We start from the raw sequence: 18,645 nt of genomic DNA, 5'->3' as shown, positions 1-18,645 counted from the left end.
CCGGACCGTTCGAGTGAGGGCCACCACAAGCCGAGGGTCACCGCAAACTGAGCACCACCGCAAGCCGAGGGTCACCGCAAACTGAGCACCACCGCAAACCGAGGGCCACCGCAAGCGCGGGCGCTCAGGCGCCGGGCTGCGCGTGCCCGTGCTGCCAGGCCCAGGCCGCGATCTCCACCCGGTTCCGGGCGGCCAGTTTGAGCTGGACGCTCGACAGGTGCGTCTTGACCGTGGAGAGGGAGACATACAGCCCGGCGGCGATCTCGGCGTTCGTACGGCCGAGCGCGACCAGGCGGACGACGTCGAGTTCACGGTCGGTGAGGGGCTCCGTCAGCGAGCCGGGCTTCGCGGCCGGGACCACGGCGGCGGGCCCGGCCTGCGGGGCGGTCACGTGCTTGAGCAGGCGGACCGTGATCGACGGCGACACCAGCGAGTCGCCGGCCGCGGCGGCGCGGACCGCCTCCGCGAGGAGAGTGGGCCCGGAGTCCTTCAGCAGGAATCCGCACGCGCCGCCGCGCAGCGCCCCGTACACGTACTCGTCGAGGTCGAACGTGGTCACCACGACCACCCGCATCGGGTCGGCCACCTCGGGCCCCGCCAGCAGCCGGGTCGCCTCCAGCCCGTCCAGCCTCGGCATCCGGATGTCCAGCAGACACACGTCCGGCCGCTCCCGCCGGGCCAGCGCCACCGCCTCCTCGCCGTCGGCGGCCTCGGCGACCACGGTGATGTCGGGCTGGGCGTCGAGGAAGAAGCGGAAGCCGGTGCGGACCATCTCCTGGTCGTCGGCGATGAGGACGCGGATCGGCGCCCCGGACCGAGGTGGGGTGGTCATGGCTCGATCATGCCTTATGGGGTTCACGGAGGGACGGCCGCCGGCGGTCGGCCGCACCGCGACGGCTGGTGGGTGGTCCTCGGCGACCATGCCGCCCCCGGCGACGGGCCCGTCATCGTCAGTGAGCCGCGCTCGCGGACCTCCACGTCGACGCCGGCCCGCCCAGGAGGGCGCTCGTGGCGTGGCGCGGCCTCCTCCTCAGCGCGTGAACTTTCAGGTGACGCTCTTGCCGTCGGCCTTGGTCACCTGCACGGGGATCTCGACGGTCCCGCCGTCGCTCGTCTTGCCGGTGCACGTGATGCCGGCTCCGGCCACGGCCTTGAGACCGGACGGGCAGATGACACCGGAGAGCTTGTCGCCGACCCAGGGCAGCGGGTGGAACTTGCTCTCGGTGCGGCCCGCGACGACGTTCGCGGCGAGCGCCCGGTGGCCGTCGACCGATGCCGTGCTGTACTCGTCGAGTCTGCTCGTCGACTCGGTGCCGGAGAGCAGAAAGGTGCCGAGGCCGCCCAGCGCGACCACGGCGCTCGCGCCGCCGACGACACCGACGAGGAACTTGCTGCGCCGCATCGCGTACTCCTGAGGTCCGTGGTGAGGATCCGGCACCACCCGCGTCCGCGGGCCCGGGCGCGCGCCTCGGCCATAAGGCCGGAGTCAGCGGCGGCCCACGGCTGTTCCCTCGGCCGATCGGCCGATCCCGCCGCGCACGGCCTCACCTACGGTGATCGGCATGAAGTCCCTTTCCCCCCGCGGCTGCGCCCGGGGCCTCGCCGTCGGTGTCCTGCTCGCCGCCTGTGTCGTCGACGTCCTCTACGCGGGTGCCGACGGGACGAGCGTCGTGCCGACGGCGGACCCCGTCCTTCCGACCCTGGCCGTGCTGCTGGTGGGTCTGGCCGCCGTGCTGTGGCCGACCGAGCGGCGGCCCGAGTGGCTCACGCCGCAGGTGCGCACCGCCGTACCCGCCCTCGTCTCGGCCCTCTACTCGGTGGGCTCGCTGCTGACCGGAAGGGCGATCACCTTCGGCCCCGGCGAGGTCGTGATCACGCTGTGCCTGCTGTTCGTCGCCGTACGGCACTGCCCGCCGCGGTGGGCCGTGGTCTGCGCGCTCCTCGACGCGGGCGCCCTGTTCCTGCTGCCGGTGCGCCATCTGCGGTCGGTGGGCAGTGACACGCAGGCCTTCGCGCTGGTCGGCCTGGTGCTGATCGGCCTCTTCGCCGGGCTCGCCGTGTACCTGCGCACCCTGGACTACCGGCGGACGCTCGCCGTCAGCGGGACCCGGCGCGCCGAACGCCTCGCCATCGCCGCCGACCTGCACGACTTCGTCGCCCACCATGTCACCGGGATCCTCGTGCAGACGCAGGTGGCCCGCATGATGGCGCAGACCCGGCCGAGGGAGCTCGATCCCGTCCTGGCCGGCATCGAGCGGGCGGCCACCGAAGCCCTCGCCTCGATGCGCCGCACGGTCGGTGTGCTGCGCGACACCGGGGAGGAGGCGGCCGACCACCGCCCGGTCGGCGACCTGGCGGCCATCGCCGATCTGACGGACGGATTCGCCAGCCCGGCCCAGCAGGTCACCCTGCGCCGCGACCCCGCCGTCTCCGACGACCTCCCCCACGAGGTGCAGGCCGCGGCCTTCCGGGTCGTCCAGGAGGCGCTCACCAACATCCGCCGGCACGCCGCCGACGCCACACACATCGAGGTCGGCCTGCGGGACGACGCCGGCCGGCTGGAGGTGTCGGTGGCGGACGACGGCCGCGGCGGCACCCAGCTTCCGGCGGCCGCCCACGGCGGCGGCTTCGGCCTCGTCGGCCTGAAGGAGCGGGTGACCGCGCTGGGTGGCGAACTGCACGCCGGGCCGCGGGGCGACGTGGGATGGGAGGTGCGGGCGGTGTTTCCGGCGCGGAGATCCTGACGGCATCGATACCGCTGAGCGTCCCCTCGCTGTTCAATGAGAGCGAACACCCGGGGCCCTGCCCCGGCCCGCCGAGAGGAGCCGCCCATGCCCCCCGCCGCCGTGCCGCCCGTCGGTGCGCGCATCCGGCATGCCCGCCTCCAGCGCGGGACGAGCCTGCGGGCGCTCGCCCGTGAGATCGGCGTCTCGGCGAGCCTCGTCTCGCAGATCGAGAACGGCAGGAGCCAGCCGTCGGTCAGCACCCTGTACGCCATCACGACCGCCCTCGGCATCTCCGTCGAGTCGCTCTTCGCCGCGGGCGAGGCCGCTGCCGCGACCCCGGTGGCGACAACGGCCGGCACGGCGCCCCGTACCGCCACCGCCGCCTCCGGTACCGCGCCCGGCACCGCCACCGCGCCCACCACCGCCGCCGGTACCGCCACCGCGCCCGGCACCGCCGCCGCCTCCGGCACTGTCCTGCACGCCCTGGCCGCCTTCGCCGCCGATCCCGGCCGCCGCATCGGCCCCGTGGTCACGCCGGACGAGCGGGAGGTGCTGGAGCTGGACTCGGGCGTCGTATGGGAGCGTCTCGGCCATGTCCCCGGCACCGACGTCGACTTCCTGATGGTGACCTACCGGCCCGGCGGCGCCTCCTCAAGCACCGGTGGCCTCATGCGGCACACCGGCACCGAGTACGGCTGTCTGACCTCGGGCGAACTCGTCCTCACCCTCGGCTTCGACGAGTACACCCTGCGCCCCGGCGACGCCGTCTGCTTCGAGTCGACGACCCCGCACCGCTACCGCAATGATGGTGCCGTACCGGCCGTGGGCGTCTGGTGCGTGTTCAGTGACACTTGACACTCGCGGCACGCGGTCGTTCACTCCGGAGTGGGGGTGGTCGCCATGGCGATCCGCACATTCGGACCCAACGCCGTCGACTGGGAAGAGCGCGTCGACCTGGACCGGCTGCGCAGACAGCGGCTGGCCCGCCTCAACGACACCCTGAACCGCTCCGCGCTGGGCGCGGTCCTCAGCTTCGACTTCGCCAACATCCGCTACATGACCGCCACGCACATCGGCACCTGGGCGATGGACAAGCTGATCCGCTTCGCCCTGCTCGTGCGCGGCGGCGAGCCGGTCGTCTGGGACTTCGGCTCCGCCGCCCGTCACCACCAGCTCTACAACCCGTGGCTCGACTACAGCGACGGCAAGGAAGGCGGCCCGCCCACCGGCGCCCGCGCCGGCATCTCCACCCTCCGCGGCGCCTTCCACCCGGACGCGGGGATCGCCCAGGACGTCGCCTCGAAGATCGCCACCGAACTGCGCGAACACGGTCTGGCCGGCGAACCCCTCGGCATCGACGTCGCCGAGATGCCGATCCTGGCCGCCCTGCGCGCCGAGGGCATCGAGGTCGTCGACGGACAGCAGGTCTTCCTGGAGGCCCGCCGCATCAAGACCGGCGACGAGATCGCCCTGCTCGCCCAGGCCTGCTCCATGGTCGACGCGGCGTACGAGGAGCTGTACGGCTACCTGCGCCCCGGCGTGCGCGAGAACGAGTGCGTCGGAGTCGTCAGCAAGGTGCTGTACGACCTCGGCAGCGAGTACGTCGAGGGCGTCAACGCGATCTCCGGCGAGCGCTGTTCACCCCACCCGCACGTCTACAGCGACCGTCTGATCCGCCCCGGCGACCCCGCTTTCTTCGACATCCTGCACAGCCACCTGGGCTACCGCACCTGCTACTACCGCACCTTCGCCGTCGGCAGCGCCTCCCGCGCCCAGCGTGACGCCTACGTGCGCTGCCGCGCGTACATGGACCAGGCCATCGCCCTCGTCCGCCCCGGTGCCACCACCGCCGACATCGTCCAGGTCTGGCCACGTGCCGAGGAGTTCGGCTTCCCCGACGAGACCGCCGCCTTCGCCCTCCAGTACGGGCACGGCGTCGGCCTGTCGATCTGGGAGAAGCCGATCTTCAGCCGTCTGGTCTCCCTCGACCATCCCGAGGTCCTCGAAGAGGGCATGGTGTTCGCCCTGGAGACCTACTGGCCCGCCGCCGACGGCTGGTCCGCCGCCCGTATCGAGGAGGAACTGGTCGTCACCGCCGACGGCTGCGAGGTCATCACCAAGTTCCCGGCGGAGGAACTGCTGGTGGCGGGACGCAAGTACTGGACGGTCGGCGGCGAGCTGAACACCCGCCGCGAGTCGCAGTCCCACCTCAACACCCCGCACGGCGACGGGACGCGCTGATGGACCGGGCCGAACTCCTCGCCGCCTACGAGCAGATGACCCTCATCCGCCGTACGGAGAAGGCCGCCCACGACCTGTTCCTCCAGGGCCTGGTCAAGGGCACCACCCACCTCGCCGCCGGACACGAGGCGATCGCCGTCGGCGCGAGCGCGGCACTGCGCCCGGACGACTACGTCTTCGCCACCTACCGTGGCCACCACCACGCCCTGGCCCGCGGCGCGACCCCCGAGGAGTGCCTCGCCGAGCTGATGAGCCGGGCGACCGGGCTGTGCCGGGCCAAGGGCGGCTCCATGCACCTGACCAAGGCGTCCACCGGCATGCTCGGCTCCTACGCCATCGTCGGCGCCCATCTGCCCATGGCGGCCGGCGCCGCCTGGTCGGCCCGGCTGCGGGGCACCGAGCAGATCGCGGTCGCCTTCTTCGGCGACGGCGCCACCAACATCGGCGCCTTCCACGAGACGCTCAACCTGGCCGCCGTATGGAAGCTGCCGGCGCTGTTCGTCTGCGAGAACAACCTGTACATGGAGTACACGCCGATCGCCGACGTGACGGCCGTGGCCCGGCCCGCGGCCGACCGGGCGCCCGCGTACGGCATCCCCGGCGAGGTGGTGGACGGCAACGACGTCGACGCCGTTCACGAGGCCGTGGCCCGGCTCGCGGGGCGGGCCCGGGCAGGGGACGGGCCCGCGCTGCTGGAGGCGCACACCTACCGGCACTTCGGGCACAGCCGCGCCGACCCGGCCACCTACCGCCCCGCCGAGGAGGTCGAACGCTGGCTGAAGCACGACCCGCTGGACCTGGCGCGCGGCCGGCTCGTCGGGCTGGGGGTGCCGCCGGAGACGGTCGCCGCGGCCGACGAGCGCGCGAGTGCCGTCGTACGGGAGGCGGTCGAGGCCGCGAAAGCCGCTCCGCCGCCCGATCCGGACCAGGCGCTGACCGACGTATGGGCGGACGGAGGTGCGGCGTGGCGGACGTGATCACCTACCGGGAGGCGGTCGCCGAGGGCATCGCGCGGGAGATGCGGCGCGATCCGGCCGTGGTGTGCCTGGGCGAGGACATCGGTGAGGCGGGCGGGGTGTTCAAGACGACCGTCGGGCTGCGAGCGGAGTTCGGGCCCGAGCGGGTGTGGGACACGCCCATCTCCGAGCAGGCCATCGTGGGCGCGGCGATGGGCGCCGCCATGACCGGGATGCGGCCGGTCGCCGAGATCATGTTCTCCGACTTCCTGGCCTGCTGCTGGGACTACCTCGCCAACGAGATCCCGAAGGTGCGGTACATGACGGGCGGGCAGGTCACCGTCCCGCTCGTGGTGCGCACCGCCAACGGCGGCGGGCTCGGCTTCGGCGCCCAGCACTCCCAGGCCACCGAGAACTGGGCGTTCACCGTGCCCGGTCTGAAGATCGCCGCACCGGCGACCCCCGCCGACGTGATCGGCATGATGGCGGCGGCGATCCGCAGCGACGACCCGGTGGTCTTCTTCGAGCACAAGGCGCTGCTCGCCACCAAGGGCGCGCCCCCGCCGCCGGACCATGTCGTCGAGCTGGGCCGCGCCGCCGTCGTCCGCCCGGGCACCGACGTCACGCTCGTCGCCCTCGCCTCGATGGTGCCGCTCGCGCTGAAGGCCGCCGATCTCCTGGCCGGCGAGGGCATCGAGGCTGAGGTCGTCGACCTGCGCTGCCTGGTGCCGCTGGACGTGAGCACCGTGCTGGCCTCGCTCGGCAGGACCTCGCGGCTCGTCACCGTCGAGGAGAACCCGTACCAGGGCGGCTGGGGCGGCACGCTCGTCTCGCTCGTCGCCGACGAGGGGTTCGCCCTGCTGGACGCGCCGGTCAGACGGGTGGCGGGGGAGTGCGTCCCGCTGCCGTTCGCCGACGCGCTGGAGGAGCGGGTGATCCCCACCGTCGACAAGGTCGTGGCGGCCGTACGCGACGTCGCCGCCTACTGAAACCCCATGGGAGGAACGGCGATGACCCATCGAATACTTCTGCGCGCCGGTCACGTGCTGTCGATGGACCCCGACATCGGGGACCTGCCCCAGGGGGACGTCCTCATCGAGGACGGGACGATCGCGGCCGTGGACCGGGAGATCAGCGCCGACGCCGAGGTGCTCGACATGGCCGGCCGGATCGTCATCCCCGGCTTCGTCGACACCCACCGCCACACCTGGGAGGCGCCCATCCGGGGCGTCGCCCCCGACGCCACCCTGGACGACTACTTCGTCGACATCCTCGACACCTTCGCCCCGCTGTACACCCCCGAGGACGTGTACGCGGGCAACCTCGCGGGCTCGCTGGAGTGCCTGAACGCCGGCATCACGACCCTCGTCGACTGGTCCCACATCAACAACACGCCCGCGCATCCGGACGCGGCGATCCAGGCCCTGAAGGAGACCGGCATCCGCGCCCAGTACGCCTACGGCAGCGCCAACACCTCGCTCGCCGACTACTGGTTCGACAGCAAGATCGCCATCCCCGGGGACGACGTACGGCGGATCCGCGCCGAGTACTTCTCCGCCGACGACGGCCTGCTGACCATGGCCCTCGCCACCCGCGGCCCCGGCTTCTGCACCAACGACGTCGTCACCGCCGAATGGGCCCTCGCCCGCGAGCTCGGCATCCCGGTCACCCTGCACGTGGCCATGGGGCGGCTCGCCGGCCGGTTCGGCATGGTCAAGCAGCTGAACGACCTCGGTCTGCTCGGCCCCGACACCACCTACATCCACTGCTGCTACCTCCACGAGGACGAGTGGCAGATGGTCGCCGACAGCGGCGGCACGGTCTCGGTCGCGCCGCAGGTCGAGGTGCAGATGGGGCACGGCTGGCCGCCCGTGATGAAGGCCATCGAGTACGGACTGCGGCCGTCGCTCAGCATCGACGTCGTCACCACCGTGCCCGGCGACATGTTCACCCAGATCCGCGCGGCCTTCGGCGCCGAGCGCGCCCGCGTCAACGCCGACTGCTGGAAGGCCAACCTGCCCGTGCCGGACACCATGTTGACGGCACGTCAGATGCTGGAGATCGCGACCCGCAACGGCGCCCACGTCGCGGGCGTCGAGGACCGCACCGGCTCCCTGACCCCCGGCAAGCGCGCCGACGTCGTCGCGATCGACGCCACCGCGCTGAACGTGGCCCCCGTGCACGACGCGGCCGCCGCGGTGACGCTGTCGGCGGACGTCTCCAACGTCGAGACGGTCATCGTCGACGGCGTGATCCGCAAGCGGGACGGCAGGCTCCTGGCCGACGTCGGCCGGGCCCGGCGCCTGGTCGAGGAGTCCCGTGACCGGCTCCTCGCGGCGAAGGAGGCGAAGCGCGCGGCATGACCCGACACCTGGTGCGCCGGGCCACCGACGTCCCGGAGCCGCCGTACGACGAACTCGGCCACCGGCGACGGACGTTGGTCGGTGAGGACGACGGCAGTGTGCACACCGGCTTCGGCCTCTGCGAGATACGGCCGGACGGCCGGGTGGCCGCGCATGTGCACTCGTACGAGGAGAGCTTCCATGTGCTCGACGGGACCGTGATCCTCGATGTGCCCGAGGGCTCCCACCTCCTCGCGGAGGGCGACTACGGCCTCCTGCCGACCGGCGTCCCGCACGCCTGGCGCGGCGCCGGGGACACCGTCGGCCGCTGGGCCGACATGCTCGCCCCGGTACCGCGGGCCCGCTACGGCCACGACACCCAGGCGGTCCCCGCACTGCCCGAGCGCGATCCCGTCCGCATCGACGTCCGCGACCCGCGCACCCGGTCCTTCGGCCACTTCGAGCCCGCGCAGATGGACCCCGGCAAGCAGTCACAGGATCTGCTCGCGGTGTCGGCGAGCATGCGCACCGCGCTGCTCGTGTACAGCGGTATCACCGTGAAGATGATGGTCGACAGCGATCTGGGCGCGGTCGCCTCGACCATGTTCATGGTGCAGTACGCGCCCGACGGCGTCGCCGGCCCGCACGACCACCCCTTCGAGGAGACGTACCTGATCCTCGAAGGCGTCACGGACGCCACCTTCGACGGCGAGCGGTACCGGTTGGGGCCTGGTGATCTCGCCTGGGCGGGCGCCGGCTGTGTGCACGGATTCGCCAACGCCGGTGACGGGCCGGTGCGCTGGCTGGAGACGCAGGCGCCGCAGCCGCCGCCGCGCCACTCCTACCGGTTCACACGGGACTGGGAGTACCTGAGGGAGGCCCTGGACTCATGAGCAGTGTCCTCGTCGTCGGCGGCACATCCGGGATCGGCCGCGAGTTCGCCCGCTTCCGCGCGGAACGGGGCGACGAGGTGGTCCTGACCGGCCGGGACGCCCCTCGCGCCGACACGGTCGCCAAGGAGATCGGCGCGCTCCGGGGCATTGCCGTCGATCTCTCGCGGCCGCATGACATCGCCGCCGCGCTGCGGGGCGTGGGGCGCCTCGACCACCTGGTGATCGCGGGCGTCTCCCGCGACGACAACAAGGTCACCGAATACGACATCGACGCGGCCCTGCGGCTCGTCACCCTCAAACTCGTCGGCTACACCGAGGTCGTGCACGCCTTGCAGGACCGGCTCCACGCCGGCAGCGCGATCGTGCTGTTCGGCGGGCAGGCCAAGGAGCGGCCCTACCCGGGGGCGACGACGGTGGCGACGGTCAACGCGGGCGTCGGCGGCCTGGTGAACACCCTCGCCGTCGAACTCGCGCCGATCCGGGTGAACGCCGTCCATCCGGGAGTCGTCGGGGACAGCCCCTACTGGCAGGCCAAGCCGGAGAAGGTGCTGGCCGCCCTGCGCACCGAGACTCCCACTGGGCGGCTGGCCACCATGGCCGACGTGGTCGACGCCGTGGACTTCCTGCTGCGCAACGGGTCGGTCAACGCCGTCGAACTGAACGTGGACGGGGGATGGTTGCTCGGCTGAGCGAGGGTGCGGGCGGGCGCGCAATCAGCGCTTGAAGCCGACCGCGCCGTACAGCGACACCGGCTCTTCCGTCTCCCCGTCCTCGCCCGGCTCGGGGCGCCAGTGCGACAGGGAGACGATCCCCGGCTCCATCAGCTCAAGGCCGTTGAAGAACACGCCCATGTCGGCATGCGACCGGGCCACGAGCGTCACCCCGCTCGCCGTGTAGGCCGCGATACCCCGGTTGACGTTCTCCGGGTCGAAGTCGGCTGTCATCGCCGACAGCACCAGACAGCTGCCCGGTGCCAGCGCGCCTACGAGCGTGTCCACGAGCTCGTGGGCGCCGTCCTCGTCCGCGATGAAGTGCAGGAGCGCGATCAGGGAGAGGGCTACGGGCCGGTCGAAGTCGAGGACGGACGCGGCCCGTTCGAGGATCCGCTCGGGCTCGCGCGCATCGGCCTGCACATACTCGGTCACCCCTTCGGGAGTGCCGCGCAGCAGGGCACCCGCGTGGGCCAGCACGATCGGGTCGTTGTCGACGTAGACCACCCGCGCGTCCGGGACGACGGACTGGGCGACCTGGTGCAGGTTGGGCTCGGTCGGGATGCCGGAACCGATGTCGAGGAACTGGCGGATCCCCGTGCCTTGGACGACCGCCCGCGTGGCCCGTTCCATGAACCGGCGGTTGGCACGCGCGTGCCGCGGAGCGTCCCCCTGCATCGCCGTGATCCGCCGTCCGAGCTCCTCGTCGACGGGGTAGTTGTCCTTGCCGCCCAGGAACCAGTCGTACACCCGGGCCGGATGCGGCCTGCTCGTGTCGAGACGCGGTATGGCCGGCCCGGTCCCGGTCACGCGGGTCTCCTCTGCTCGACGACGGCGGGTGCGAGCAGTCTTTCACGATCATGCGGCCCGGCGGAGGCTGTCTTCGGCCACCTCCTTGTCCAGCGAGGCCCGCACCAACGCGGCGGCCAGCACGGCCGGTTCGATGTCTTCGGCCAGGTCGGCCAGCCGGTCCGGGCCCTCGGGCAGGCCGAGCCGCCGCGCGCCCGAGAGGGCCTTGTCGTCCAGGTAGGGCGCCACTTCCGGCCAGACCCGCTGGACCTCGCGCAGGAAGATGTCGGCGCCGGCCGGGCCGATGCCGGGGAACTCCCGCAGCAGGCGGCGCAGTTCGGCGACGTCGCCGTCCGCCTCCCTGCGCAGCCGCCGCAGGTCGCCGCCCCATCGGCCGGTCAACAACTCGGCGGCGTCACCGAGCTGGGTGGCGGTGCGCTCGTCGTAGCGCCGGTAGCCGCCCCGGCCCAGCGCGTCCACCCGTTCCTGCCAGTCGGCGTCGGCCATCCGGCGCGGATCGCGCAGCCCCGCCTCGTACAGCTCGCGGGCGGAGTCGACGGCGATCGAGCCGCGGATCCGGGCACTGAGCAGATGCGCCAGCACCAGCAGCCGGTACAGCGGCTGCGGGGTGTCCTTGAGGGGGATGCCCGCCTCCTCGGCGAACGTCTGCCCGTGCGCGTCGACGAGCTCCCGCAGCAGGCGCCTGTCGTCGGTCATGGCTATGCCTTGAGCGGATCGTGCCCGATGGTCATCAACCGGTGCCGCAGTGCGGTGTCCTCGGCCTCCGGCTCGTTCTCCAGGTCGACCTGCGAGGTGACCGTGTCCACGACCTTCCGCATCACGCGGATGTCGTCGTCGGTCAGGTCCATCCGGCGCTTCTGCAGGATCGACAGGACGTGCTGTCCGGTGGGCGAGCCCGGGTGCTCCGGCAGCGGCTCCGTCTCCTCGTCGGCGTACCGGACGCGCAGCCATGCCGCCAGTTCCGCCGAGGTCATGTTCACCACGCGGTGGAAGTCGTCCCAGAGCGCGTCGAGTTCGAGGGCGTCGGTCATGGGGGGGTGCCCCTTCTCTCAGTACGGGAAGTACGGGTGGCGTCAGTCGTCGCGCGGCCAGTTCGCCGCGTCGAACATCCACCGCTGCTTCTCCAGCTCGCTCGTGAGGGAGATCAGCAGGTCCTGCGTCACCGGGTCCGGCTCGGCGGTCGCGGCGATGCGTTCACGCAGCCGCTCGATGGCCGCCGTCAGCGCGTCCACGACCAGCTGGACGACCTCGGTGTCCCGCAGCCAGCCGTCCTTGGGGCCGGGCAGCGTGTAGGCCGCGGCGATGGTCTCCGGCCGGCCGTCGGGCGGCAGGCCGAGCGCCGCCGAACGTTCGGCGACCGTGTCGGCGTACGAGCGGGCCACCGACACCACCTCGTCGAGCTGCAGGTGGATCGAGCGGAAGCGCGGGCCCACGATGTTCCAGTGCGCCTGCTTCGCGATCAGTGACAGCCCCAGAAGATCGACGAGAGTGCTCTGCAGGGCGTCCCCGGCGACCCGGCGAGCCGGTTCGGGGAGCGTGCTCTTGACCACGGTCATACCGAGCTCCTCCTTGTGGCTTCTGGTGTGCTCCTGGCCGTACGGAGCAGTGCGTCGCGTACCCGCGGCGCCGGTCCCGACGCGCTGACCGGGGAGAACGACTCGGGGTCCTCACCCGCGCGGGCCGCGCTCCGCAACCACTCCATGCGGGCGCGGGTGCCCAGGGCGAACCGGTGCAAACGCGGCGCGTCTCAGCGTGCGAGCACGCCGTCCAGGAAGTGGAGCAGGTCGGCGAAGACGTCCGCCTTGTTCGTCTCGTGGAACACCTCGTGCCGGGCCCGCGGATACACGCGCTCGGTGAGCGTGTCGCCGCGGAGCTCCTCGATGCCGGCCCGGCTGCCGGGAAGCGGCACCAGCCGGTCGTCCTCGCCGTGCAGCCACAGCAGCGGCAGAGCCCCGATGCGGCCGCCCTTGGACACGGTGTCCAGCATCCGGTCGAACGCCTCCACCGTCGGCCGCTTCATCGGGCCGTGCCAGACCAGCGGATCCGCCGCGTACGCCGCGCCCACGCCGGGGTTGCGGGAGAGCGCGGCCGGGCTGATCGGGGTGTCGGGGATCTCGTCGAGGGCGAGCAGCCGCCGGGGCAGTGCCCAGTCGCCGATCACGGGCCCGGACAGCACCAGTGCGGCGAGCCCGGCGCCGTGGAGCTGTGCGTAGCGGGCGGCGACCAGTCCGCCCATGGAATGCCCGATCAGCACGACCGGCACCTCCGGATGCGCGGCCCGGGCCAGGCCCGCGACGGCGTGCACATCGGCGACCACGTCCTCGAAGTCCTCGATCACCACGCGCTCACCCGCCGACCTCCCATGGCCTACGTGGTCGGGCCCGAACACGGCCGCACCGTGCGCGACCAGGACCTCCGCCACCTCGGCGTACCGGCCGACGTGCTCGCCGTAGCCATGGACCACGAGCACCAGACAGCGGGGCCGGGGGTGCGGCCATTCGCGTACGACGATCGATCCGCGGCTTCCCTCGACGACATGCTCGCGGGCGTCGGCCATGGCTCCTCCGGCTGGGTCGGTGAAGGTACCCGGGGATCTTCCCAGGGCGCGGACGGCCGGTCTATAGTCGAAAACTAGCGGTGCTAATTAAGAGGGTGCCGTTCACACTGTCCGGTCAGGAGACCTGTCGTGCGTCCCGTCCACTTCGCGGCCGCCCGCCGCACCCCCATCGGCAAACTGCGCGGAGCGCTGTCGTCGGTACGGCCCGACGACCTCGCGGCGACCGTGATCCGGGGCCTCGTCGCCGACGTACCCGCACTGGACCCGGCCCGCGTCGACGACGTCTACTGGGGCGCCGCCAACCAGGCCGGCGAGGACAACCGCAACGTCGCCCGCATGGCCGCGCTGCTCGCCGGCCTGCCGGAGTCGGTGCCGGGCGCGACGGTCAACCGGCTGTGCGCCTCCGGCCTCGAAGCCGTCACCACGGCCGCCCGCACCATCGCGGCCGGCGAGGCCGACATCGTGCTCGCCGGCGGCTCCGAGTCCATGAGCCGCGCCCCCTTCGTCCTGCCCCGCCCCGACGAGGCGCTGCCCCACCGCATCGAGACCGCCGACACCCGGCTCGGCTGGCGGCTGGTCAACCCGGCGATGAAGGACCTGCACGGCCTGCTGTCCATGGGCGAGACGGCCGAGGAGGTCGCCGAGCGGTACGGCGTCCCGCGCGAGCGGCAGGACGAGTTCGCCCTGCGCAGCCACCAACGGGCCGCCGAGGCCCGCAAGAACGGCCACTTCGACGACGAGATCCTGCCGGTCGAGCGCCCGGACGGGGTGCTCGTCGACAGCGACGAGTGCATCCGCGAGGACACCTCGTACGAGAAGCTGTCCCGGCTGAAGCCGGTCTTCCGACAGGGCGGCACCGTCACCGCGGGCAACGCCTCACCGATGAACGACGGCGCGGCCGGACTCCTCCTGGTCAGCGAGGAGGCCCTGAACGAACTGGGCCTGGAGTCCCTGGGCCGCTACGTCGCCGGCGCCTCGGCCGGGGTGCACCCCGATGTGATGGGCATCGGCCCGGTCCCCGCCACCCGCAAGGTCCTGGCCCGCGCCGACTGGACGATCGGCGACATCCAGGAGGCCGAGTTCAACGAGGCGTTCGCGGCGCAGGCGCTCGCGTGCGTGGACGAGCTCGGCATCGACCCCGGGCTGGTCAACGCGAGCGGGGGCGCGATCGCGCTCGGCCATCCGCTGGGCTGCTCGGGCGCCCGCATCCTCACGACGCTGCTGCACCGGATGCGGCGGACGGGAGCGGAGCGGGGACTGGCGACGATGTGCGTGGGCGTGGGACAAGGCAGCGCGGTACTGGTCGAGAGGCATTAGTCCGGCCGGCCCGTCCGGCGTCTGACGATGCCAACTGGCGAGACGGTCCTTACGCGGCCTGATGCGTGCGCATAGCATCGGTCCCCGCATGGACACGATGACTCTCTGGCACATCACCGGTGGGGAGTTCGCCGCGCTCGCCTTCGCGGCCCTGCTCGTCGGCTTCTCCAAAACGGCCGTGAGCGGCGCCAACACGGTCAGCCTCGCGATCTTCGCCGCCGTGCTGCCCGCCCGCGCCTCCACCGGTGTACTGCTGCCCGTCCTGATCGCCGGGGACGTGCTCGCCGTCCTCACCTACCGGCGCCACGCCCACTGGCCGACGCTGTGGCGGCTGTTCCCGGCGGTCGCGGCGGGCGTGGTGTTCGGCACGCTGTTCCTGATGTGGGCGGACGACGGCATCGTGCGGACGTCCATCGGCGCCATCCTGCTGCTCATGGCGGCCGTGACGGTGTGGCGCCGGCGCACGGCGGAGCAGGAGGACGAGCCGGACTCGGTCACCAGGCGCGCCGGCCGGGTCAAAGCCCGTTCCTACGGTGTCCTCGGCGGCTTCACCACGATGGTCGCCAACGCGGGCGGCCCGGTGATGTCGATGTACCTCCTCTCCGCGGGCTTCCGGAAACTCGGCTTCCTGGGAACGTCCGCCTTCTTCTTCCTGATCGTCAATGTCTCCAAGGTGCCGTTCAGCGTCGGCCTCGGCCTGATCGACGGCCCCTCGCTGCTGCTCGACGCCGCGCTCGTGGGGTTCGTCGTACCCGGTGCGCTGTTCGGCAAATGGGCTGTGAACCGGATCAACCAGCGGCTGTTCGAGCAACTCGTCATCGCGGCGACGGTCGTGGGCGGCCTGCAACTACTGCTGCGCTGACTCCTGCAGTTCCGCCAGCAGGGCGGGCAGACCGGCGAAGGAGTCGAGCACATGGTCGGGCGTGCCGCTCGCGGCTCGGTGCGTCTCCGGCAGGTACTTCCCGGTCTTCACCAGCACCCCGGTGACACCGGCCCGCTGCGCCGCCAGCACGTCGGACTCGATGTCGTCGCCGATCATCACCGCCTCGCGCGCGCCGACGCCGACATGCGCCAGCGCCGCCTCGAAGAACGCCGCCGACGGCTTCCCCGTGATCTCCGCCTCGACCCGGGCGGCCTTCTCCAGCCCGGCCAGGAAGGCGCCGGTGTCCAGCTGCAACCCCTCGTCCGTACGCCAGTACAGATTCCGGTGCATGGCCACCAGCCGCGCCCCGCGCAGCAGATGCCCGAAGGCCCGGTTGAGCGCCGCGTAGCCGAACTCGGGCCCGGCACCCCCGACGACCACGACGTCCACAGCGGCGTCCTCCTCCTCGCCGCTCACGACCGTCACCTCACCCAGGTCCTCGGCGATGTCCCCGCTGTTCAGCAGCGCGCACCGCGCCCCCGGACAGTGCTCCGCGAGATACGCGGCGGTGACGGCGGGCGCGGTCAGGACGTCCCGCGCGGACACCGGGAACCCGGCGTCCGCCAGCGCCTCGGCGATCGACGCCCGCGTGCGCGAGGTGGTGTTCGTGACCAGCGCGACACCGAGCCCTGCCGACCGGATCTCCCGCAGCGCCTCGACCGCACCCGGCAGCGGCTGCCACGAGACGGTGAGGACCCCGTCGATGTCGATCAGGACGGCACGCACGGATCGCCTGTCACGTACGGATTCCATGCCAGGACGATAGCCATCGATCTCCCCGACAGCGCTCAGGGCGCGATCCCGACACCCTCGATCCTGCTCCACGCCCGCTCCTGAGCCCCCGTCATGGCCGGCCAGCGCAGCCCGCCCGGCCGCGGCTCGACGCGGGAGGCGTACGGCGACGGGCGGAACGCCGGGTCGTAGAAGCAGCCGGTGTCGTACGCACGGTCGAACGCCGCGCACGAGGCCGCGACCGACCGGGCCGTGGGCCGCTCGCCCGTCCGCACCCATGCCTCAAGCGCCGCCATGGAGGTGGCGTACTCGGCGTCGCTCAGCTCACTGTGCTCGCGCTCCCGCGTGAACGTCTGCACCAGCGCGCCGTCCCTTCCGGCCCCTTGGAGGGTGGCCCGGTAAGCGGCCTCGTGCTCCACGAACGCGGTCGGGTCGTCGATCGCGTGCAGGGTCAGCACCGGGATCGGGACCTCGCCCGTGAGGTCACTGTCGTAGGACAGATCCCGGACGGCCGTCGGGTCGGGCGCGAACCGTTCGACACCGGCGTTGAGCGCTACGTCGTCGTGCGAACCGGAGTACCGCACACCCCGGTTGCCGAACGGGTTCCGGCCGCCGAGCCGGCCGTGCACGATGTCGCGGAACGTGAACGTCGCGAACCGCAGATGTGACTCCAGCGTGCGCTCCGGGATCTTCGTGACGGCCAGGATGTCGTCGAGATTGCGCTGCTGCAGCGCGGTCCGCTCCTGCGGCGGCGACGAAGGACCCGTGCATTCCTGCAGGCGGGCACGGAGCCCGGCGGACGTCATCGTCGAGTCGGCGCGCAGCCCCTGCCACAGCGGATACTGCGGCTCGGCCGGGCGGGGGTGGTTGCGGCAGTAGTACTGGTAGACCACGCGCAGGTCGACGCGGTAGTCGTAGCCGCGCGAACCGCCGGCCAGGACACCGTTGGTGAGCAGCGCCCCGTCGTACGGGCCGCTGCGGGTGCCGTAGGTCTCCACCACCTTCGCGGCCACGTTCCCGCCCCACGACTGGCCGTGCACATACGTCCGCCGCGGCTGCCCGAACCTCGCCACGAACACTCGGCGCACGTTCTCGGTGTCGGCGGCGGCCATCCGCGTCCCGTAGCCGCCCCGGCGGTAGGACGAACCCGCCCAGGCGTACCCCTCCTTCACCATCACCGACCAGCGGCCGAGGTCTTCGACGCCGCGGCCGGGGTCGGAGGCCGCACCGAGGTCGGGGCCGCCGTGGGCGTGCACGACGAGGGAGCCGTTCCAGTCGTGCGGGACGGCGATCGCGTAGTGGGCGCCGTCGGCGTCGCGGCCGGTGTAGCAGTCGGCCTCGCCGACGAGTCCGGCCGGGCATGCGGCGGACGACGGTCCCGCGCTGTCCCCGCGGGCGTTCGAGGCGCCGACGAGGATGCCCACGGCGAGGGCCCCGGCCAGCACCGCCGACAGCGTCGTACGCCGCCGTGCGGCCGAGGGGACAGACCTGCGGATCAGTGCGTGCGTTCTCGTCCAGTCCAAGACGCTGCTCCTCGTCCTCGTCGGCGCGTCGTCGAGCCGTGCGCCGCGATGCTAGGGAGCGAGAAGCCGAGGAACCACGATCTGATCGTTGTGTTCATAGTGTTCGCGGCCGCCACCCGTACGCCCTGCGCCGCCCCGCTACCGGTCCCCCGGATCGCGGCGCAGCAGATACGTGTCCATGATCCAGCCCTTGCGCTCCCGGGCCTCCGCGCGCAGCCGCTCGATACGGGGCGCGGCCTCGGCGATCGGTCCCGAGACGAGGATCTCGTCCGCAGTGCCCAGGTAGGCACCCCAGTAGATGTCGATGTCCCGGTCGGCGTACTGCCGGAAGGCCTGGTGGGCGTCGAGCATCACGACCACGTCGTCCACGCCCTCGGGGAAGCCCTCGGCCAGCCGCCGGCCGGTGGTGATCTGTACCGGCCGGGCGACCCGGTTCAGCCCCGTCCGATGCCGGGCGGCGAGCGCGGAGACGCTGCTGATGCCGGGCACCACGTCGTACGCGAAGTCCACCGCGCCCCTGTCCAGGACCTCCTCCAGGATCCCGAGCGTGCTGTCGTACAGCGCCGGATCACCCCACACCAGGAACGCGCCGGTCTCGTCCTCGCCCAGCTCCTCGGCGATCAGCCGCTCATAGATCCCGGCGCGGGCGCTGCGCCAGTCCCCGACGGCGGGGGAGTACGCGGCGCCTCCCGCGGACCGGTCCCGCTCGGGGTCCCGCGCCTCGACGACCCGGTAGGTCCCCTCCGGCAGGTGAGCGTCCAGCAGGTCCCGGCGCAGCCGCGTGAGGTCCGACTTCGCCTCGCCCTTGTCGAGGACGAAGAACACGTCCGTACTCCGCAGCGCCCGGACCGCCTGCAGCGTCAGCTGCTCCGGGTCGCCCGCGCCGATGCCGATGACATGGATCTTTCGCACGGCC

Annotated in this window: 20 protein-coding genes; 10 read left to right on the top strand and 10 right to left on the bottom strand. The window is 72.3% G+C overall.

Going from position 1 to position 18,645, the window contains the following annotated elements; translation table 11 throughout:
- Window positions 1-124: 124 nt before the first annotated feature.
- Together AQI70_RS10935 and AQI70_RS10930 are read right to left on the bottom strand one after the other, a co-directional pair.
- The gene (locus tag AQI70_RS10935; RefSeq protein WP_062146970.1) at window positions 125-832 is read right to left on the bottom strand and encodes a response regulator transcription factor; all 708 of its coding nucleotides are present in this window, start codon (window positions 830-832) and stop codon (window positions 125-127) included.
- A 213-nt stretch (window positions 833-1,045) separates the two neighbouring features.
- Complete coding sequence (locus AQI70_RS10930; RefSeq protein ID WP_062146968.1) at window positions 1,046-1,402, bottom strand: DUF4333 domain-containing protein; 357 nt, start codon at window positions 1,400-1,402, stop codon at window positions 1,046-1,048.
- Window positions 1,403-1,562: 160 nt separating this feature from the next.
- Here AQI70_RS10930 and AQI70_RS10925 point away from each other — a divergent pair, with 160 nt between their 5' ends.
- The 8 genes from AQI70_RS10925 to AQI70_RS10890 all read left to right on the top strand — a co-directional run bounded on the left by AQI70_RS10925 (window position 1,563) and on the right by AQI70_RS10890 (window position 9,847).
- Window positions 1,563-2,744 carry a sensor histidine kinase gene (locus tag AQI70_RS10925; protein WP_062146966.1) on the top strand — a complete coding sequence of 394 codons (1,182 nt, stop codon included), beginning with the start codon at window positions 1,563-1,565 and terminating at the stop codon, window positions 2,742-2,744.
- 87 nt (window positions 2,745-2,831) lie between these two features.
- Window positions 2,832-3,581 carry a helix-turn-helix domain-containing protein gene (locus AQI70_RS10920; RefSeq protein WP_062146964.1) on the top strand — a complete coding sequence of 250 codons (750 nt, stop codon included), beginning with the start codon at window positions 2,832-2,834 and terminating at the stop codon, window positions 3,579-3,581.
- A 45-nt stretch (window positions 3,582-3,626) separates the two neighbouring features.
- Window positions 3,627-4,967 (top strand): M24 family metallopeptidase, encoded by a 1,341-nt coding sequence (locus tag AQI70_RS10915; protein WP_062148264.1) that lies wholly within the window; start codon window positions 3,627-3,629, stop codon window positions 4,965-4,967.
- Entirely contained in the window at window positions 4,967-5,944 is a 978-nt protein-coding gene (locus AQI70_RS10910) for a thiamine pyrophosphate-dependent dehydrogenase E1 component subunit alpha (protein WP_062146962.1), read from the top strand. Before AQI70_RS10915 ends, AQI70_RS10910 begins: the two co-directional genes overlap by 1 nt.
- Window positions 5,932-6,912: an alpha-ketoacid dehydrogenase subunit beta gene (locus AQI70_RS10905; RefSeq protein WP_062146961.1), complete on the top strand. Its 981-nt coding sequence runs from the start codon at window positions 5,932-5,934 to the stop codon at window positions 6,910-6,912. Before AQI70_RS10910 ends, AQI70_RS10905 begins: the two co-directional genes overlap by 13 nt.
- Before the next feature lie 21 nt (window positions 6,913-6,933).
- Entirely contained in the window at window positions 6,934-8,286 is a 1,353-nt protein-coding gene (locus tag AQI70_RS10900; RefSeq protein WP_062146959.1) for an amidohydrolase family protein, read from the top strand.
- A complete protein-coding gene (locus AQI70_RS10895) occupies window positions 8,283-9,158 on the top strand; it encodes a cupin domain-containing protein (protein ID WP_062146957.1) in 876 nt (291 codons plus the stop codon). The genes AQI70_RS10900 and AQI70_RS10895 overlap by 4 nt, the downstream gene beginning before the upstream one ends.
- Window positions 9,155-9,847, top strand: a complete 693-nt coding sequence (locus AQI70_RS10890) for an SDR family oxidoreductase (RefSeq protein ID WP_062146955.1) — start codon at window positions 9,155-9,157, stop codon at window positions 9,845-9,847. The genes AQI70_RS10895 and AQI70_RS10890 overlap by 4 nt, the downstream gene beginning before the upstream one ends.
- Window positions 9,848-9,871: 24 nt before the next feature.
- On the opposite strand, the gene AQI70_RS10885 is transcribed toward AQI70_RS10890, so the two are convergent.
- The 5 genes from AQI70_RS10885 to AQI70_RS10865 form a co-directional block, all read right to left on the bottom strand.
- Window positions 9,872-10,678 carry an SAM-dependent methyltransferase gene (locus tag AQI70_RS10885; RefSeq protein WP_062146953.1) on the bottom strand — a complete coding sequence of 269 codons (807 nt, stop codon included), beginning with the start codon at window positions 10,676-10,678 and terminating at the stop codon, window positions 9,872-9,874.
- A 48-nt stretch (window positions 10,679-10,726) separates the two neighbouring features.
- Entirely contained in the window at window positions 10,727-11,374 is a 648-nt protein-coding gene (locus tag AQI70_RS10880; protein ID WP_062146951.1) for an HhH-GDP family DNA glycosylase, read from the bottom strand.
- Between the two features lie 2 nt (window positions 11,375-11,376).
- Complete coding sequence (locus AQI70_RS10875) at window positions 11,377-11,709, bottom strand: DUF3140 domain-containing protein (RefSeq protein ID WP_003996213.1); 333 nt, start codon at window positions 11,707-11,709, stop codon at window positions 11,377-11,379.
- 42 nt (window positions 11,710-11,751) lie between these two features.
- Window positions 11,752-12,234: a Dps family protein gene (locus tag AQI70_RS10870; RefSeq protein ID WP_062146949.1), complete on the bottom strand. Its 483-nt coding sequence runs from the start codon at window positions 12,232-12,234 to the stop codon at window positions 11,752-11,754.
- Window positions 12,235-12,425: 191 nt separating this feature from the next.
- The gene (locus AQI70_RS10865; protein WP_062146947.1) at window positions 12,426-13,235 is read right to left on the bottom strand and encodes an alpha/beta hydrolase; all 810 of its coding nucleotides are present in this window, start codon (window positions 13,233-13,235) and stop codon (window positions 12,426-12,428) included.
- 129 nt (window positions 13,236-13,364) lie between these two features.
- On the opposite strand from AQI70_RS10865, the gene AQI70_RS10860 reads away from it, so the two are divergent.
- The gene (locus AQI70_RS10860; RefSeq protein ID WP_062146945.1) at window positions 13,365-14,552 is read left to right on the top strand and encodes a thiolase family protein; all 1,188 of its coding nucleotides are present in this window, start codon (window positions 13,365-13,367) and stop codon (window positions 14,550-14,552) included.
- A gap of 88 nt (window positions 14,553-14,640) precedes the next feature.
- A complete protein-coding gene (locus AQI70_RS10855; protein WP_062146944.1) occupies window positions 14,641-15,414 on the top strand; it encodes a sulfite exporter TauE/SafE family protein in 774 nt (257 codons plus the stop codon).
- On the opposite strand, the gene AQI70_RS10850 is transcribed toward AQI70_RS10855, so the two are convergent.
- The 3 genes from AQI70_RS10850 to cobF all read right to left on the bottom strand — a co-directional run bounded on the left by AQI70_RS10850 (window position 15,400) and on the right by cobF (window position 18,641).
- A complete protein-coding gene (locus tag AQI70_RS10850; protein WP_208607336.1) occupies window positions 15,400-16,227 on the bottom strand; it encodes an HAD-IIA family hydrolase in 828 nt (275 codons plus the stop codon). The genes AQI70_RS10855 and AQI70_RS10850 overlap by 15 nt on opposite strands.
- Before the next feature lie 35 nt (window positions 16,228-16,262).
- On the bottom strand, window positions 16,263-17,729 hold the full coding sequence (locus tag AQI70_RS10845; RefSeq protein WP_107116957.1) for a hypothetical protein: 1,467 nt from the start codon (window positions 17,727-17,729) through the stop codon (window positions 16,263-16,265).
- A 138-nt stretch (window positions 17,730-17,867) separates the two neighbouring features.
- Complete coding sequence (cobF, locus tag AQI70_RS10840; RefSeq protein ID WP_062146940.1) at window positions 17,868-18,641, bottom strand: precorrin-6A synthase (deacetylating); 774 nt, start codon at window positions 18,639-18,641, stop codon at window positions 17,868-17,870.
- Window positions 18,642-18,645: the final 4 nt, after the last annotated feature.

The organism is Streptomyces curacoi, assembly GCF_001513975.1.
Taxonomy (GTDB): domain Bacteria; phylum Actinomycetota; class Actinomycetes; order Streptomycetales; family Streptomycetaceae; genus Streptomyces; species Streptomyces curacoi.
The sequence above is the reverse complement of the archived record's forward strand: the minus strand, read 5'-3'. Positions and strand labels throughout refer to the sequence as shown.

Excerpts from the sequence above, each read along its gene's own strand:
- AQI70_RS10935 (WP_062146970.1), bottom strand. The coding sequence starts at position 832 with ATGACCACCCCACCTCGGTCCGGGGCGCCGATCCGCGTCCTCATCGCC.
- AQI70_RS10930 (WP_062146968.1), bottom strand. The coding sequence starts at position 1,402 with ATGCGGCGCAGCAAGTTCCTCGTCGGTGTCGTCGGCGGCGCGAGCGCC.
- AQI70_RS10925 (WP_062146966.1), top strand. The coding sequence starts at position 1,563 with ATGAAGTCCCTTTCCCCCCGCGGCTGCGCCCGGGGCCTCGCCGTCGGT.
- AQI70_RS10920 (WP_062146964.1), top strand. The coding sequence starts at position 2,832 with ATGCCCCCCGCCGCCGTGCCGCCCGTCGGTGCGCGCATCCGGCATGCC.
- AQI70_RS10915 (WP_062148264.1), top strand. The coding sequence starts at position 3,627 with ATGGCGATCCGCACATTCGGACCCAACGCCGTCGACTGGGAAGAGCGC.
- AQI70_RS10910 (WP_062146962.1), top strand. The coding sequence starts at position 4,967 with ATGGACCGGGCCGAACTCCTCGCCGCCTACGAGCAGATGACCCTCATC.
- AQI70_RS10900 (WP_062146959.1), top strand. The coding sequence starts at position 6,934 with ATGACCCATCGAATACTTCTGCGCGCCGGTCACGTGCTGTCGATGGAC.
- AQI70_RS10895 (WP_062146957.1), top strand. The coding sequence starts at position 8,283 with ATGACCCGACACCTGGTGCGCCGGGCCACCGACGTCCCGGAGCCGCCG.
- AQI70_RS10890 (WP_062146955.1), top strand. The coding sequence starts at position 9,155 with ATGAGCAGTGTCCTCGTCGTCGGCGGCACATCCGGGATCGGCCGCGAG.
- AQI70_RS10880 (WP_062146951.1), bottom strand. The coding sequence starts at position 11,374 with ATGACCGACGACAGGCGCCTGCTGCGGGAGCTCGTCGACGCGCACGGG.
- AQI70_RS10875 (WP_003996213.1), bottom strand. The coding sequence starts at position 11,709 with ATGACCGACGCCCTCGAACTCGACGCGCTCTGGGACGACTTCCACCGC.
- AQI70_RS10870 (WP_062146949.1), bottom strand. The coding sequence starts at position 12,234 with ATGACCGTGGTCAAGAGCACGCTCCCCGAACCGGCTCGCCGGGTCGCC.
- AQI70_RS10865 (WP_062146947.1), bottom strand. The coding sequence starts at position 13,235 with ATGGCCGACGCCCGCGAGCATGTCGTCGAGGGAAGCCGCGGATCGATC.
- AQI70_RS10855 (WP_062146944.1), top strand. The coding sequence starts at position 14,641 with ATGGACACGATGACTCTCTGGCACATCACCGGTGGGGAGTTCGCCGCG.
- AQI70_RS10850 (WP_208607336.1), bottom strand. The coding sequence starts at position 16,227 with ATGGAATCCGTACGTGACAGGCGATCCGTGCGTGCCGTCCTGATCGAC.